Genomic DNA, 15,307 nt, shown 5'->3' on the forward strand with positions numbered 1-15,307 from the left:
GCACGGCCACTGAAACGCAATGCCGCCGGCCCAGGCCGGCGGCGGATGTCGAGAAGCCACTTCCCCGGACCCGGCGCCATGCGCCGGGTCCGGTCGTTTCCGGGCCTCAGCCGTAGAGCACGCCCGGCAGCCAGAAGACGATGCCCGGCACCATGTAGAGGATGAACATGGCCACGAACACCATCAGCAGGAAGGGAGCGATGCCGATGAAGATGTCGCCGAGCTGGATCCCCTTGGGCGCGATGCCCTTGAGGTAGAAGGCCGACATCGCCATGGGCGGCGTCAGGAACGAGGTCTGGATGTTCAACGCCACCAGCACGCCGAAGAACAGCGGGTCGATGCCGAACATGTGCAGCAGCGGCAGGAAGATCGGCACGAAGATGATGATGATCTCGGTCCACTCCAGCGGCCAGCCGAGGATGAAGATCATCAGCTGGGCCAGCAGCAGGAACTGCAGCGGGGTCAGCGAGAGCCCGCTGATCCAGTGCTCGATCAGCGAGTGGCCATCGAGCAGCGAGAACACCGACGAGAAGATCCAGGAGCCGACGAACAGCCAGCAGACCATGGCGCTGGTGCGCGCGGTGAGGAATACCGCCTCGCGCAGCCGGGCGAAGGTCAGCTGCCGGTAGATGGCCGCCAGGAGAATCGCGCCGAGGGCCCCGATGCCCGCCGCCTCGTGGGGGGTGGCCAGGCCGAAAAGGATCGCCCCCAGCACCGACATGATCAGCACGAAGAGCGGCACGAAGGAGGTGAGAAGCCCCCAGTAGACCTGCCCCAGCGGAACGTCGAGCTTCTCGGCGGACAGCTTGGGCGCCACCTTCGGGTTGATCATCGCCCGGCCCATCACGTAGGCGATGTAGAGCCCCGCCAGCAGCAGCCCCGGGATCAGCGCCGCCGCGTAGAGCCGCACCACCGAGACCCCGGCCATGGCGCCGTAGAGGATCAGCATGATGCTCGGCGGAATCAGGATGCCGAGGCAGCCGCCGGCGCAGATCACCCCGCTGGACATCCGCTTGTCGTAGCCCGCATTGAGCATGGCCGGCAGCGCCAGCAGGCCCATCAGGGTCACCACCGCCCCGACGATGCCCGTCGCCGTGGCGAACAGGGCGCAGGTGATCAGGCTGGCCACCGCCAGGGAGGCGGGCATGCCGCGGGCCGCCAGCTGCAGGCTGGAGAACAGCCGGTCGAGGATGTTGGCCCGTTCCACCATGTAGCCCATGAAGAGGAACAGCGGCACGGCGATCAGCACGTCGTTGGACATCACGCCGTAGGCGCGCTGCACCAGCAGCGGGAAGATGATGTCGCCGATGGCGAAGTAGCCGAAACCGATGCCCATGGCGATCAGCGTGAAGGCGATGGGGAAGCCGAGCATGATCAGGATGACGAGCATGCCCAGCATCAGGATGCCGATTTCCGGTTCACTCATTGACGCGTCTCCCCTGAATCCTGCTGGGCGGCCTTGATCTCGGCCTCCTTGTTGACCGGAATGGCGATCTCCTCCACGTCACCCAGGCGACGCGGCCACTGGCCGTGCTTCAGACAGAGCACGCAGCGCGCGACCTCGGCGACGCCCTGCAGCGCCAGGAAGGCGGCGCAGGCGGGGATCACGAACTTGTAGGGCCAGATCGGCGGTCCCCCGGGAGTGAAGGAGCTGTGCTCGTTCTGGCGGAAGGAGATGGCGAAGAAGTCCCAGCCGCTCCACATCAGGGCGAGGATCCCCGGATAGAAGAACAGCAGGTAGAGCGCCAGCTCGAACCCCGCCTGTACCCGGGGGGCGAAGTAGCGCGAGACCACGTCGGCCCGCACGTGGGCGTTGTGGGCCAGGGCATAGGCCCCGCTCATCATGAACAGGGTGCCGTAGAGCATGTAGCTGGTGTCGTAGGCCCAGGTGGTGGGGGCCCCCAGGGCGTAACGCATGAAGACCTCGTAGCTCACCACGAAGGTCAGGATCAGGATCGCCCAGGCAAAGGTCTTGCCCACCCAGGTGCTGAGGTGATCGATCATGAAGATGAAGCGCATGACAGCCTCTCACCGGCCGCCGCCCCTCCTCCGGAGGAACGGCGGCAACGAGGACCCGGCGCCCTCCTGGCACCGGGAGGAACGGGACCGGCGGCAACCGCCGGCCTCCGCTACAGGAGGGTGGAGGTGTCGGTGGGCGACTTGCCGTAGAAGTGCTGGTAGGCGGGTTCCTTGGGCGTGTTGCCCTCCAGGTGGAAGCCCACCACCCGCTCGCAGTACTCGCGCTGGTGGTCCACCACCTTCTTGAAGAACTCGTTGCTGGACTCGCGCTCGATGACCGCGTCCCAGGCCTCCAGCTGCGCCTGCAGCACCGAGTCGGGGGTGATGTAGGTCCGCACCCCCTGCTCCTCGCGCATGCCGTTGAGGTCGCGGGGGTAGCGCTCCATGGCCTTCCAGTACATCTCCGACGAGGCCGCCTTGGCAGCGTACTCGAGGATCGCCTGGAACTCCTCGGGGAGGCTGTCGTGCTTGTTCTTGTTGAACATGATCTCGAAGGCCTCGCAGTCCTGATGATAGCTGCGCAGCATCCAGGTCTTGCTGACATCGGGGAAGCCGAGCAGGCGATCCGAGGAGGGGTTGTTGAACTCGGCGCCGTCGAGCAGGCCGCGGTCCATGGCCGGCACGATGTCGCCGCCGCCCATGATGGTGACCGCCGCGCCGAACTCGTTCATCAGGTCGGCACCCAGCCCCACGGTGCGGTACTTGAGACCACGAAGGTCATCGGCGCTGGTGATCGGCTCCTTGAACCAGCCCAGCGCCTGGGTGGGCATGGGGCCGGTCTGGAAGCCCACCAGCGGCAGCTCCAGCATCTCCAGCAGCTCGGCATAGAGCTCCTTGCCGCCGCCGGTCCAGTACCAGGCGAGGAACTGGTGGGCGTCCCAGCCGAAGGGCGGCGGCGTGCCGAACAGCGAGAAGGCCTTGTGCTTGCCGTACCAGTAGGCGGTCACCCCGTGGCCGCCATCGAGCGCGCCGGAGATCACCGCGTCCTGCAGCTGCAGGGCCCCCACCACCGCCCCGGCCGGGAGCAGGTTGAGGCGCAGCCGGCCGCCGGACATCTCGTTGACGATGCGCACATAGTCCGAGGCGAACTCGTGGAAGATGTCCTGGTTGGGCCAGGTGCTCTGGAAGCGCAGCGTGGTGGTCTGAGCCACCGCGATGCTGGGGAAGCCGACTGCCGCGGCGGCACCGGCCCCGACCGCGGCGGCGGAGCCGGTAAGGAAGCGGCGCCGCGAGGTGCTGGCCGGCGTCGGGGTCTCGGGGGTGGTTGCCTGAGTGGCCACCTCCGGGGTGGCGGGCGTCTTGTCGTGAGCCATCGGTTACTCCAGAAATCTTGTCGTTGTATTCGCCCCGCCGTGGTTTCCCGCCCGGCGGGGTCGTTCCAGTCCCGAGGCATCCTGCGGTGATCACGCCATCCCGGGCGTCACTCCTGTCACCATTCGGTTATTTAGGTATAGCGATTTCAGCGGGCAGGGCAACTCGCGCGTCCGACGTTCGGTCCACGCAACCCCGCCGCCATTCAACGCAGGGTTGCAGCCCGACGGCGATCCGCGTATTTTATTTGAACGTTCATTCAAAAACCTGCCCGCCCGGGTCGTCCGCCGCGGTGCGTGCTCTCGATTGTGTGAAACAATCCACAGCGCGTCCCGCGAGCCACAGCGCGTCCCGCGAGGGCGGCAGGCGAGGTTCACCCGACAGGAGTTGCCCGCATGGCGCATGACACCTCACCTCCCGAGCGGCGAGACCGGCTCAATCCCGTGGTCTTCCACGGCAGCGTGGCCGGGATCCTCGTCTTCCTGGTCCTCACCATGACCTTCACCGAGCAGGCCGGCGCCTTCTTCGATACCGGCCTGGCCTGGGTCAGCCAGACCTTCGGCTGGTACTACATGCTGGCCGTGGTCGCCTACCTGGTCTTCGTGGTGCTGATCGGCTGCTCGCGCTTCGGCAGCATCCGCCTCGGCCCCGACCACTCCCGCCCGGAGTTCTCGCTGCTCTCCTGGTCGGCGATGCTGTTCGCCGCCGGCATCGGCATCGACCTGCTCTTCTTCAGCGTCGCCGAGCCGGTGGCCCACTACCTGGCACCGCCCGACCTGACGCCGGAAAGCCAGGAGGCCATGCGCAACGCCGTGGTGCAGACCTACCTGCACTGGGGCCTCTCCGGCTGGGGCCTCTACGTGCTGATGGGCATGGCCCTGGCCTACTTCAGCTACCGCCACCGCCTGCCGCTGGCGATCCGCAGCGCCCTCTACCCGCTGCTGGGCAAGCGCATCCACGGCCCCATCGGCAGCGCCGTGGACATCACCGCGGTGGTCTCCACGGTATTCGGCATCGCCACCAGCCTGGGCATCGGCGTGATGCAGCTCAACTACGGGCTCGCCTACATGTTCGACGTGCCCGAGAGCCTCTCGGTGCAGGTGATCCTGATCGGCCTGGTGGTGGTGCTGGCCACCATCTCGGTGGTCAGTGGCGTGGAGAAGGGCATCCGCCGCCTGTCGGAGTTCAACATGCTGCTGGCACTGGCCCTGCTGCTGTTCGTGCTGTTCCAGGGCCACACCCTCAAGCTGCTCGACATGATGGTGAACAACGCCGGCGACTATCTCTCCGGCTTCGTCGCCAAGAGCTTCGATACCTACGCCTTCGCCGGCGACGAGGCCAATGAGTGGAAGATGTGGTGGACCATCTTCTTCTGGGGCTGGTGGATCGCCTGGACGCCCTTCGTGGGACTGTTCCTGGCGCGCATCTCCCGCGGGCGTACCATCCGCGAGTTCGTCGCCGGCGCGCTGTTCATTCCCCTGGCCTTCATGATGGTGTGGATGTCGGTGATGGGTAACAGCGGCATCGAGCTGGTGGCCAACCAGGGGGTGGCCGAACTGGGCGAGCAGGCCCTGAGCACGCCCCAGACCACCCTCTACACCCTGCTCGAGCACTACCCCTGGATCGGCGTGACCGCCGCGGTGGTCACCGTGCTGGGCATCGTCTTCTTCATCACCTCGGCGGACTCCGGTGCCCTGGTGCTGGCCAACTTCACCTCGATCCTCAGCGACGTGAACCACGACGCCCCGGTGGCCCTGCGCATCTTCTGGTCGGTGGTGATCGGGCTGGTCACGGTGGCCCTGCTGATGGCCGGGGGCCTGGCCGCCCTGCAGAGCGCGGTGGTGATCACCGCCCTGCCCTTCTCGCTGGTGATCTTCGCCATCATGGTCGGCATGGTGAAGGCACTGAAGCTCGAGGGTAGCAAGGCCGACGCGCGCCGCCAGGTCTCCGGCACCGCGCCGGGCGGCGACTGGCGCGAACGCCTCGACCGGGCGCTGGACACCTCCAGCCGTGCCGGTGCCGAGGCGACCATCGAGCACGCCATCCGGCCGGCCTTGACCCAGTTCGCCCAGGAGCTTTCGAGCCGCGGGCAGGAGGCCACGGTGACCGAGGAGCCGCTGGAGGGTGAGCCGCTCCCCCGCCTGACCCTGCAGGTGACGCTGGAGAACGCGGCCGGCTTCGTCTACCAGGTCTGTCCCCATCGCATGCGCACCCCGAGCTTCCTGCCGGTGGATGACGACTACTATGTGCGCCTCGACGTCTTCCTCGCCGAGGGCGGCACCGGCCAGGACCTCAACGGCTACACCCGGGGGCAGGTGATCGGCGACGTGCTCTCCGAGTACGAGCGCCACCTGCACTTCCTGGCGCTGGCCGGTGAGGACGGCAGCGTCCAGGCGATGCCGGGGGCCGTGGGCGAGCCGCCCGAGGGGGCCACCCAGGGCTGAGGCGCCGGCCCGCCGTCCCCTCGGGGAACGGCCGGTGCCCATGACAGGGCCCCGCCTCGTGGAGGCGGGGCCCTGTCGTCTCCGGTCGGGCAACGGCGGCTCACTGGCGGGGGTCGTCGGCGGGGTCGAGGTACTCGATTCCCCAGGGACCCATGCCGTGCAGTTGGATCACGGTCTCGCCCTCGGCATAGCCGAACATGGCGTCGCCCGGCGACATGATCGCATAGCCGCCCACCGGCAGCCGCGTGGTCGCCCCGGGGTCGAAGGTCTCCCCGTGGGCGAAGTGCAGGGTGCCGGAGAGCACGGTGACGCGCTCGTAGGCCGGGTGCACATGGGGCTTGATCTCGTAGCCGTCCGCCAGCCGCAGGCGGAAGGTGAAGGGGGCCTCCTCGCCGAGGTTGCCCTCGATGATGGCGATCTCGGCCCCCTCCCCCATGGAGCCCACCGGCCCCCAGGAGAGTTCTTCCGGCGTGCCGAGCAGGTGGCCGTCGCCCTGGTAGGGAGAGGCCTGGAGGGCGCCCGCCGGCAGGGTCAGGGCCAGCAGCAGCGACGCGGTGGTCAGGGTGGCGTGCAGGTTCATGGTCGTGTCCTCTCGTTGTGGTGATCAGGCGGGGCCTCGGCCCTCGCTCAGGCCTTGATGGCCAGCAGCGAGATGCTCTTGACGCCCCACTTCTCGCAGGCGCCCCGCGCCGATTCGGTCAGGAAGCGGTACTCGGGATGCTCGCGGAAGGTGCGGACGACCAGGCCGGCGGCCTCGATGGCCGAACGGTAGTCGTCCTGCTGGCTGGCGCCGCCGATGCAGGCGGCCCACAGGGTGGCATTGCAGCTCACGCTCTCCGGCAGCGGCGACTCGGTGACGATATCCGCCAGCGCCAGGCGCCCGCCGGGCTTCAGCAGCCGGGCCGCCTCGGCGAAGACCCGCGGCTTGTCCGCGGAGAGATTGATCACCCCGTTGCTGATCACCACGTCCACGCTCTCATCCGGAAAGGGCGGTGCCTCGATGTAGCCGGGGTGGAACTCGAGGTTCTCGATGCCCGCCTCGCGGGCCAGGCGGCTGGCCTTCTCGCGCTGGGCCTCGGTCATGTCGACCCCCAGCACCCGGCCGGCGGGCCCCGTCGCCAGGGCGGCCAGCAGGCTGTCCATGCCGGAGCCGCTGCCCAGGTCGAGGACCGTCTCGCCGGGCCGGATGGCCGCCAGGTCCAGGAAGTGGCCGACTCCGGCGAAGGAGTCGATGGCTGCGGCAGGAATCCGGTCGAGGGCCTCGGGGTCGTAGCCCAGGCGCTCGGCCAGGGCGCGCCCCATCTCGAAGTGGAAGTCGGCCTCCGGGGTCTCGGCGACCTCCCGGTACATCGACTTGACCCGCGCCTCCAGTTCCTGGCGATCCACCCCGGAGAGGGTGGAAGCGGTTGCCGTGTTGGTCATGGTGGTTCTCCTCAGTGGCTGTGCGGCGACGACATCGGCGAAGGCCGGTGTGTCGTGTCCGCGAGGACGCAGCGCCGCCGACTTTTGTTCCCGACCCGATCATGACCGGCGGCGGGAACCCTTCCGGCCACCGCCGCGTCCCTGCGGACAAGGCGACTTGCCGGTCGCCGCCCCACCCGCCATCCTCGAGGTAATGGCCCATGATCCTGGCCAACCCGCCCACCACAGCCCCGGCACGGCAGCCCTGCCTGCCGCGTTGGGGCGACCCGGGGGCCGCCATGCGAGAGCGAGGCAGCGCTTATCGGCGGCAGTGGTTCGAGGCGCGCCTGGAGCCCCTCATGGATCGGCTCTACGGCACGGCCCTGCGGCTGACCCGCCACCCCGATGACGCCGAGGACATCGTCGCCGAGGCGGTGGGCCAGGCGTGGCGGCGCCTCGACACCCTGCGCGACCCGCAGCGCTTCGAGGCCTGGCTGTTCCATATCCTCACCAACGCCTTTATCAGCGAGTGGCGGCGGCGCCGCAGTCATCCCCAGGAGAGTTCCGAGGGGCCGGACACCGAGGAGCTGGCGGCGGAGCAGTTCACCCTCTTCCAGCAGCTGCATCAGCCCTTCCTGCTGTGGTGGGGCAGCCTGGAGGAGCAGTTCTTCAACAGCGTCCTGCAGGAGGAGCTGCAGGCGGCGCTGGATGCCCTGCCAGACCCCTTCCGCCTGGTGATTGTGCTGGTGGAGGTGCAGGGCTATACGTATGAGGAGGTATCCCGCCTGCTGGGGATTCCGCTGGGCACCGTGAGATCTCGCCTCAGCCGTGCCCGGGGCCTGCTGCAGAAGTCGCTGTGGCGGCAGGCCAGAGACGCCGGCGTCGCCTCCGGCCACCAGGGAGAGGGAGGTCAGTCACCATGAGCACCAGGGAACTGGGCTGCGAGGAGGTCATCGAGCGGCTCTTCGACTATCTCGACCGGGAGCTCGGCGCACAGCAGGCCGAGGATATCGAGCGACACCTGGCCAGGTGCCGCGACTGCTTCTCACGTGCCGAATTCGAACGACGACTACGGGCCATGGTGGAAGCATCCGGCACGGTGAAGGCCCCGCCACGGCTGCACCGACGAATCCGCCACCTGCTCGACCAGTTCGACAGCGACGAGACGGATGCCCTGCCCTGACCCGTGAGGAGAGACCCTCATGGTGGCGATTCTCGGCTATTCCCGGCCCCAGATCCTTGCCGCGGTCCAGCAGATGTACAGCACCGTGGCCGCGACCCCCGACGTTCCCTTCCACTTCCCGGTCGGCGCCAAGGCCTGCCGACGCCTGGGCTACCCGCCGGAACAGACCGACGCCCTGCCCGCGGAGACACTGGCCCGCTTCGCCGGCGTCGGCTACCCGTTTCGCGCCGACGCCGTCCGGCCCGGTGACCGGGTGCTCGACATCGGCGCCGGCGCCGGTAACGACGCCCTGATCGCCCGCCGGCGGGTCGGCCCCGAGGGCCGGGTGATCGCCCTGGACCTCACCGCCGGCATGACCCGCCGGCTGGCCACGGCGGCGCGCCGGGCCGGCGTCGACGCCCTCGACGTCGTGCAGGGCTCCGCCGAACAGCTGCCGCTGCCCGAGGCCAGCGTCGACAGCATCACCAGCAACGGCGCCCTCAACCTGGTGCCGGACAAGCGCCGCGCCGTGGCGGAGATGTTCCGGGTACTCAGGCCGGGCGGGCGCCTGCAGCTCGCCGACGTGGTGATCCATCGTCCGGTGTCGGTGGACTGCCACGAGGACCCGCGGCTGTGGGTGGAGTGCGTGGTGGGCGCCACGGTCAAGGAGGAGCTGCTGGCCCTCTTCGCGGAGGCGGGCTTCGAGGAGATCCGGGTGGTGGGCGAGCACGACTACTTCGCCCTGAGCCCCAGTGACCAGACCCGCGAGGTGGCGGCCAGCTTCGGCGCCCACGCCATCGAGGTGGGCATGCGCCGCGGCGAGACGGCGCCCTCCCGGGCCCGGCGCTGGCGACACCGCCTCGACCCCCGCCGTGCCTGGCGCCGGGTCCAGCGTCGCGGGCTCGCGGGCCTCGCCGCCCTCGGACTGGCGCTGCTGAGCTGCTACGGCACCCTGGCGCTGGTCGCCCTGCTGCCGCTGCTGGGCCTGGGCCTCGCCCTGGACGAGGGGCTCTGGGCCGGCACCATCGCCCTGTTCGTGCTGCTCACCCTGGCGGCGCTGGCCGCGGGCATCCGCCGCCACCGGGCGTCGCTTCCGACGCTGCTCGGTGCGGCGGGCGGCGGCCTGGTGCTCCATGCCCTCTTCGTCGACTACCGCGCCCTGGTGGAGCTGTCCGGCTTCGTGCTGCTGGCCAGCGCCGTGGCCTGGGACCTGCGCCGACGACGGCGACGCGAGGCGCAGGTGCTGGGGCTCGAGGAAACCCCGTAGCGCGTCGGCGGCCGGGAGGAGGCCGGAACGCTCAGGCCTCGCCCCCGGGCAGGGAGAAGCGGGCCAGCTGGCTCGGCTGGCCGAGTTCGGGATGCCATTCGCCGATGCCGGAGCATTGCACCCGATAGCCATTGCGGCGCGCCACCCCCTGGGCCCAGTCCCGGAAGCGGGCGCGGGTCCACTCGAACTTGTGGTCGGGGTCGCGGAACTCGCCCGGCGCCAGCCCGTAGAGCGGGTTGTAGTCGTGGTTGGGCGTGGTCAGCAGCAGCAGGACCGGGCGCAGCTGGCCGAACACGGCCCGCTCGACCCGGGAGAGGCTGGCCGGCGGCACATGCTCGAGGGTCTCCACCATGGCGGCGGCATCGAACCCCGCCAGGCGCGGCTGGGGGTCGGCGTAGGAACCGCACACCAGCGTCAACCGCCCGGACTGCGCCTCGGGCCGGCCGCCCAGCCGCAGCTGGGCCTGGGCCAGCAGCTCGCCGGACTGCTCGAGCCCCACCAGCGTCTCGAACTGCGGCGCCTGCAGCAGGTACTGCAGCAGGGTGCCGGTGCCGCACCCCAGGTCGAGCACGCGCCGCGCCCCGCTGACGCGCAGCTGCTCGGCCACGTGCTGCAGGCGCTGCTGGTGAAGGTCGAAGGGGTCGCCGTCGGTCATGGGGGGCTCCGCGGGTGGCCGAAGCCACCATGATGCCGCAATCGCCTGCCGGGTGCGCAATGCGACGGGGGCGCGACTCGCGTCGCGCCCCCGTCAGTCAGTACCAGAGGAAACGGCTCTCCTTAAAAGAAGCCCAGCGGGTTGGTGTCGTAGCTCACCAGCAGGTTCTTGGTCTGCTGGTAGTGCTCCAGGGCCACCTTGTGCGTCTCGCGGCCGACGCCGGACTTCTTGTAGCCGCCGAAGGCGGCGTGGGCCGGGTACTGGTGGTAGCAGTTGGTCCACACCCTGCCGGCCTGGATGCCGCGGCCCATGCGGAAGGCGACGTTCATGTCGCGGCTCCAGACGCCCGCGCCCAGGCCGAACTCGGTGTCGTTGGCGATGGCGAGCGCCTCCGCCTCATCCTTGAAGGTGGTCACCGCCACCACCGGGCCGAAGATCTCCTCCTGGAAGACCCGCATCTTGTTGTTGCCCTTGAGCAGGGTCGGCTGGATATAGAAGCCGTTGTTGATGCTCGGATCCAGGCTCTCCTTGTCGCCGCCGGTGAGGAACTCGGCGCCCTCCTCGCGGGCGATGTCCATGTAGGACATGATCTTGTCGAACTGCTCCTGGGAAGCCTGGGCGCCCACCTGGACATCGGTGTCCAGAGGGTTGCCGCGGGTGATCTTGCCCACCTTCTCCATGACCCTGGCCATGAAGGCATCGTACATCGACTCCTGGATCAGCGCCCGGGAGGGACAGGTGCATACCTCGCCCTGGTTGAAGAAGGCCAGCACCAGGCCCTCCGCTGCCTTGTCGATGAACTCCGGCTCGGCGTTCATGATGTCGGCGAAGTAGATGTTGGGCGACTTGCCGCCCAGCTCCACGGTGGAGGGGATGATGTTGTCGGCGGCGCACTTGAGGATGTGCGCGCCCACCGGGGTGGAGCCGGTGAAGGCGATCTTGGCGATGCGCTTGCTGGTGGCCAGCGCCTGGCCCGCCTCGGCGCCGTAGCCGTTGACGATGTTGATCACGCCCGGCGGCAGCAGATCGCCGACCAGCTTCATCAGCTCGAGGATCGAGGCGGGGGTCTGCTCGGCGGGCTTGAGCACCACGCAGTTGCCGGCGGCCAGCGCCGGGGCCAGCTTCCACACGGCCATCAGCAGCGGGAAGTTCCAGGGGATGATCTGACCCACCACGCCCAGCGGCTCATGGAAGTGGTAGGCCACGGTGTTGGCGTCGATATCGGCGGCGGTGCCCTCCTGGGCGCGGATGCAGCCGGCGAAGTAGCGGAAGTGGTCGACGGCCAGGGGCAGGTCGGCGTTCAGCGTCTCGCGCACCGCCTTGCCGTTGTCCCAGGTCTCGGCCACGGCCAGCATCTCGAGGTTCTGCTCCATGCGGTCGGCGATCTTCAGCAGGAGGTTGCTGCGCTCGGCGGCGGAGGTCTTGCCCCAGGCCGGCGCAGCGGCGTGGGCGGCATCCAGCGCCTTGTCGATGTCCTCGGCGGTGGAGCGCGGGATCTGGCAGAACACCTCGCCATTGACCGGGCTGACGTTGTCGAAGTACTGGCCCTTCACCGGCGGGACGAACTCGCCACCGATGTAGTTGCCGTAGCGCTCGTCGAAGGTGATGACGGAACCGGACTGGCCGGGGTTGGCATAGATCATGGCGTGACTCCAGGGTGTTGTGGTTATGTCGGGTCACGTCACAGTCTTGGTCACTCCGCGCTTCTGCGACATACTCCGGAGGCATGAGATCCCCTCCTCCATCGGTAGGAGGCGGTCGACGACACCGAGGAAACGCCCATGCATACCCTGATGGTCGCCGACGACCATCCGCTGTTTCGCGACGCCATCGCGTCGGTCATCGAGGCCGGCCTGCCCGGCAGCCGGCTGCTGGAGGCGGAGAGCCTCGCCGGCGCCCTGGTCCAGGCCCGGGCATGCGGTGAGCTCGACCTGCTGCTGCTCGACCTCAACCTCCCCGATGCCGAGGGGCTCTCGGGCCTGCGGGCCCTGCGCCAGGCGCTTCCCGAGCTGCCGGTGGCCGTGATCTCCGCCGACCAGGAGCGGCGCACGGTGCTCGATGCTCTCGACCTCGGTGCCGTGGGCTACATTCCCAAGTCGACGCCGCGCCAGGCGCTGATCTCGGCCCTCCGGCACATCCTGTCGGGTCAGGTCTACCTGCCGCCGGACATCATGCGCCGACCGCCCGCCGAGCCCCCGGCGGCGCCCCCGCCACCGCCGCCCGGGCTCTCGCGTCTCACCGACAAGCAGCTCGAGGTGCTCGCCCGCCTGGCCCGCGGCGACTCCAACAAGGCCATCGCCCGGGAGCTGGGCATCGCCGAGACCACGGTGAAGACCCATGTCTCGGCGATCCTGCGACGGCTGGGCGTCGGCAGCCGGGTCCAGGCGATCCTCGTCGCCGGCGAGGTGGAACTGGGCGAGCGGGACGTCGTCCGCCGTCAGCGCTGATCCCCGGGCGGGACCAATGCCGGCCCCAGCAGGGTGGTGAGCATCATGCGCAGCCTCAGCGGCTTGAGCGGCTTGAGCAGGCAGCCATAGCCCAGCGCGCGGGCGCGGCTGGTCAGCACGGCATCATGGTTGGCGGTGATCACCACCACCGGCAGGTCCGGCCACTCCTCGCGCAGGCGCGCCGCCACCTCCAGGCCATCGAGGCCGGCCTGGAGGTGGTAGTCCACCAGCAGGACATCGGGAGGCCCCTCCCCCGCCAGGCGCGCCGGCGTGGCGGCGGCATGGGCCCGGCAGCCCCACCCCTCCAGCAGCGCCACCATCCCCTCGCAGATCCCCGGGTCGTCGTCGATCACCCAGACCCGCCGCCCCGCCAGCACGCGATCCTCCACGGACCGGTTCACCGTGGCGGCCGGCCGGGAGGTGGCCAGCCGACCGTAGGGCACCCGCAGGGAGAACAGTGAGCCGTGTCCCGGCCGCGAGGCCAGGCGAACCGGGTGGCCCAGCATGCCGGCGATGCGATCGACGATGGCGAGCCCCAGCCCCAGGCCGCGGTCCGGCGAGTCACGCCTCGCGCCGGCGCGTCGGAACTCGAGGAAGATCTCCTCGCGCTGCGCCTCGGGAATCCCCGGCCCGGTATCCCCCACCAGGATCTCCAGCCCCTCGGGGTGACGCCGGCAGCCCAGCAGCACCCGCCCCGACTCGGTGTAGCGGATCGCATTGGTGAGGAAGTTGCGTACCACCCGGGCGAGCAGCGCCAGGTCCGACTCGACCACCGCTCCGCTGGGCACGTAGCGCAGCTCGAGCCCCCGAGCGGCGGCCATCTGGCGGTACTCCTCCGCCAGGGTATCGAGCAGGGTCGCCACCGGGAAGGGCGCGATATCCGGTTCGAGGACCCCGGCATCCAGGCGCGAGATGTCCACCAGGGTACCCAGCAGACTCTCCACGTCCTTGAGCGAGCGGCCGATGTTGCCCACCAGCCGCTGCGAGGCCTCGGGCAGGGGATGCGTGTCCAGGGCGCTGGCGAAGAGTCGGGCGGCGTTCAGTGGCTGCAGCAGGTCGTGGCTCACCGCCGCCAGGAAGCGGGTCTTGGAGTGGTTGGCGGCCTCCGCCTCGGCCTTGGCCCGGCGCAGCGCCTCGAGGGTGCGCTGCAGGGTCTCGGTGCGCTCGCGCACCTGTTCGGCGAGCAGCACCGAGTGCTCGAAGGCCCCGTACGGCGCCCCCCCGGCCATGCCGCCCGACTCGACGCGCTCCATGAGCGCCGCGCAGATCCGCCTCAGCCTGGCGTTCTCCTCGGCCAGGGCACGCTCCTGCTCGCTGGCGTCGGCGGGAAGCTCAGGGGGCCGGGCGAGGTCCAATGGCAACGCCGGTGAAGGTCTGGTTGATGTGCATGCCATGGTGCTGTTCCCCGTAGGTGTTGAAGCCGACGACCCTGGCGCGGGAGAGCAGCCGCGAGGCCTCCTCGACCCGCGCCAGGCTCTCCAGCTCCAGGCGGCGCAGGAAGCAGTCGCAGCCAATGACCAGCGACGGCTCGCCGAGGCGCTGCGTCAGCCCGCCGAGCACCCCCGCCAGGTCGTCGAGCAGCGGCGCCGGCTCCATGGCGGTCAGCACGATGCCGTTCTCCACCGCACAGTAGAAGTCGAGGCTGCCGTCATCGTTGACCCGCTGGATGGAACGCACGAAGTGCTGCTCGCCGATGCGCACGGCCAGGGGGTGGCGGGCGAAGACGGCGGCCTCCAGGGCCGCCACCGGCAATCCCACCAGGCGGGCGTACTCCTCCGCGGCGGGCACGGCATTGAGCTCCAGTACCCGGCGCCGCTCGCGGTCGGCGCGAGTGACCACCAGCTTCTCGGTCCGCGGGCGCAGGTGGTGGGTAGTGAAGACCTCGAAGGGCAGGCGGGTGTTGATCATCACCACCACGGCGGCCTGGTCGTGGAACCGGCGGCCGGCATGGACGTGGGTATGGGCCAGGCGGTTGTCGTCACCGGCGGAGCCGCCGAAGCTGGGAATCCGCCCCAGGGCCGCATCCAGGGTGGCCAGGACCTGCTCCTCGCAGCTGGAGAGGCCGTCGAGCAGGGTCAGGGCGAAACTGTGCTCCCCCAGCGGGGCCACCGCGCGACGGCGGCACTCCTCGAGCAGCCCCTCGACCAGCCCCTGGGCGCGCAGCAGGTCGAACCCCTCCAGGTCCTCCACCAGGGCGCAGGAGACCGCAAAGTCGCGGCGATCGAGGCCGATGGCCACGATGCAGCCGCGCTCGTAGCCTTGCGGCGAGATCTCGCCCGCGGTGGTACAGCCGGCCACCGGCACGCCGTCAAAGGCCTCGTCAAGAGCCGCCGAGAGCGCCGCCAGGGGGTACTCGGCGCTGCAGAAGAACAGCACGAAGCCGAGGGACTCGTGGCGCAACGCATCGGCCAGTTCGGTGGCTGCCAGGCGGGGATCCCCCTGCCGGCTCACCGCCGTGAGCAGGGGTGGGGCAGAGCCGGACGGCGCGACCACCGGGGCCCTGGGGAGAGGAGCATCGAGCATGGTGGACTCCGACGGGGAAAGGCAGGGAGGCTCCAGCCAGTCTAGCAGCCTGCCGGGGCGTCACAACGCCGGCCCGCC

General features: G+C 69.7%; 14 protein-coding genes. 5 read left to right on the forward strand and 9 right to left on the reverse strand.

The window, feature by feature from the left end; all coding sequences use genetic code 11:
* Positions 1 to 106: 106 nt before the first annotated feature.
* From NFC98_RS14130 to NFC98_RS14140, 3 genes are all read right to left on the reverse strand, one after another.
* On the reverse strand, positions 107 to 1,426 hold the full coding sequence (locus NFC98_RS14130; protein WP_254275560.1) for a TRAP transporter large permease subunit: 1,320 nt from the start codon (positions 1,424 to 1,426) through the stop codon (positions 107 to 109).
* The gene (locus NFC98_RS14135) at positions 1,423 to 2,019 is read right to left on the reverse strand and encodes a TRAP transporter small permease subunit (protein WP_254275561.1); all 597 of its coding nucleotides are present in this window, start codon (positions 2,017 to 2,019) and stop codon (positions 1,423 to 1,425) included. The genes NFC98_RS14130 and NFC98_RS14135 overlap by 4 nt, the downstream gene beginning before the upstream one ends.
* A gap of 110 nt (positions 2,020 to 2,129) precedes the next feature.
* On the reverse strand, positions 2,130 to 3,332 hold the full coding sequence (locus NFC98_RS14140; protein WP_254275562.1) for a TRAP transporter substrate-binding protein: 1,203 nt from the start codon (positions 3,330 to 3,332) through the stop codon (positions 2,130 to 2,132).
* A gap of 393 nt (positions 3,333 to 3,725) precedes the next feature.
* On the opposite strand from NFC98_RS14140, the gene betT reads away from it, so the two are divergent.
* On the forward strand, positions 3,726 to 5,774 hold the full coding sequence (gene betT, locus NFC98_RS14145) for a choline BCCT transporter BetT (RefSeq protein ID WP_254275563.1): 2,049 nt from the start codon (positions 3,726 to 3,728) through the stop codon (positions 5,772 to 5,774).
* A 100-nt stretch (positions 5,775 to 5,874) separates the two neighbouring features.
* On the opposite strand, the gene NFC98_RS14150 is transcribed toward betT, so the two are convergent.
* Together NFC98_RS14150 and NFC98_RS14155 are read right to left on the reverse strand one after the other, a co-directional pair.
* The gene (locus tag NFC98_RS14150) at positions 5,875 to 6,354 is read right to left on the reverse strand and encodes a cupin domain-containing protein (RefSeq protein ID WP_254275564.1); all 480 of its coding nucleotides are present in this window, start codon (positions 6,352 to 6,354) and stop codon (positions 5,875 to 5,877) included.
* A gap of 47 nt (positions 6,355 to 6,401) precedes the next feature.
* On the reverse strand, positions 6,402 to 7,196 hold the full coding sequence (locus NFC98_RS14155) for a methyltransferase domain-containing protein (RefSeq protein ID WP_254275565.1): 795 nt from the start codon (positions 7,194 to 7,196) through the stop codon (positions 6,402 to 6,404).
* Positions 7,197 to 7,396: 200 nt separating this feature from the next.
* On the opposite strand from NFC98_RS14155, the gene NFC98_RS14160 reads away from it, so the two are divergent.
* The 3 genes from NFC98_RS14160 to NFC98_RS14170 are packed head-to-tail and all read left to right on the forward strand — an operon-like array spanning position 7,397 to position 9,604.
* Positions 7,397 to 8,098 (forward strand): RNA polymerase sigma factor, encoded by a 702-nt coding sequence (locus NFC98_RS14160; protein WP_254275566.1) that lies wholly within the window; start codon positions 7,397 to 7,399, stop codon positions 8,096 to 8,098.
* Positions 8,095 to 8,358 (forward strand): anti-sigma factor, encoded by a 264-nt coding sequence (locus NFC98_RS14165; RefSeq protein ID WP_254275567.1) that lies wholly within the window; start codon positions 8,095 to 8,097, stop codon positions 8,356 to 8,358. Before NFC98_RS14160 ends, NFC98_RS14165 begins: the two co-directional genes overlap by 4 nt.
* A gap of 19 nt (positions 8,359 to 8,377) precedes the next feature.
* Positions 8,378 to 9,604, forward strand: a complete 1,227-nt coding sequence (locus tag NFC98_RS14170; RefSeq protein WP_254275568.1) for a MerC family mercury resistance protein — start codon at positions 8,378 to 8,380, stop codon at positions 9,602 to 9,604.
* Between the two features lie 31 nt (positions 9,605 to 9,635).
* Here NFC98_RS14170 and NFC98_RS14175 read toward each other — a convergent pair whose 3' ends face one another.
* Positions 9,636 to 10,259, reverse strand: coding sequence for a bifunctional 2-polyprenyl-6-hydroxyphenol methylase/3-demethylubiquinol 3-O-methyltransferase UbiG (locus tag NFC98_RS14175; protein ID WP_254275569.1), 624 nt, complete (start codon positions 10,257 to 10,259; stop codon positions 9,636 to 9,638).
* A 122-nt stretch (positions 10,260 to 10,381) separates the two neighbouring features.
* A complete protein-coding gene (locus tag NFC98_RS14180; protein ID WP_254275570.1) occupies positions 10,382 to 11,902 on the reverse strand; it encodes an aldehyde dehydrogenase family protein in 1,521 nt (506 codons plus the stop codon).
* 138 nt (positions 11,903 to 12,040) lie between these two features.
* On the opposite strand from NFC98_RS14180, the gene NFC98_RS14185 reads away from it, so the two are divergent.
* Entirely contained in the window at positions 12,041 to 12,706 is a 666-nt protein-coding gene (locus NFC98_RS14185; RefSeq protein ID WP_254275571.1) for a response regulator transcription factor, read from the forward strand.
* Here the strand turns inward: NFC98_RS14185 and NFC98_RS14190 are convergent.
* Together NFC98_RS14190 and nosP are read right to left on the reverse strand one after the other, a co-directional pair.
* Complete coding sequence (locus NFC98_RS14190) at positions 12,697 to 14,061, reverse strand: hybrid sensor histidine kinase/response regulator (protein ID WP_254275572.1); 1,365 nt, start codon at positions 14,059 to 14,061, stop codon at positions 12,697 to 12,699. The genes NFC98_RS14185 and NFC98_RS14190 overlap by 10 nt on opposite strands.
* Entirely contained in the window at positions 14,039 to 15,229 is a 1,191-nt protein-coding gene (nosP, locus tag NFC98_RS14195; protein ID WP_254275573.1) for a nitric oxide-sensing protein NosP, read from the reverse strand. Before nosP ends, NFC98_RS14190 begins: the two co-directional genes overlap by 23 nt.
* Positions 15,230 to 15,307: the final 78 nt, after the last annotated feature.

This window comes from Halomonas sp. 3H (assembly GCF_024206005.1).
Taxonomy (GTDB): domain Bacteria; phylum Pseudomonadota; class Gammaproteobacteria; order Pseudomonadales; family Halomonadaceae; genus Halomonas; species Halomonas campaniensis.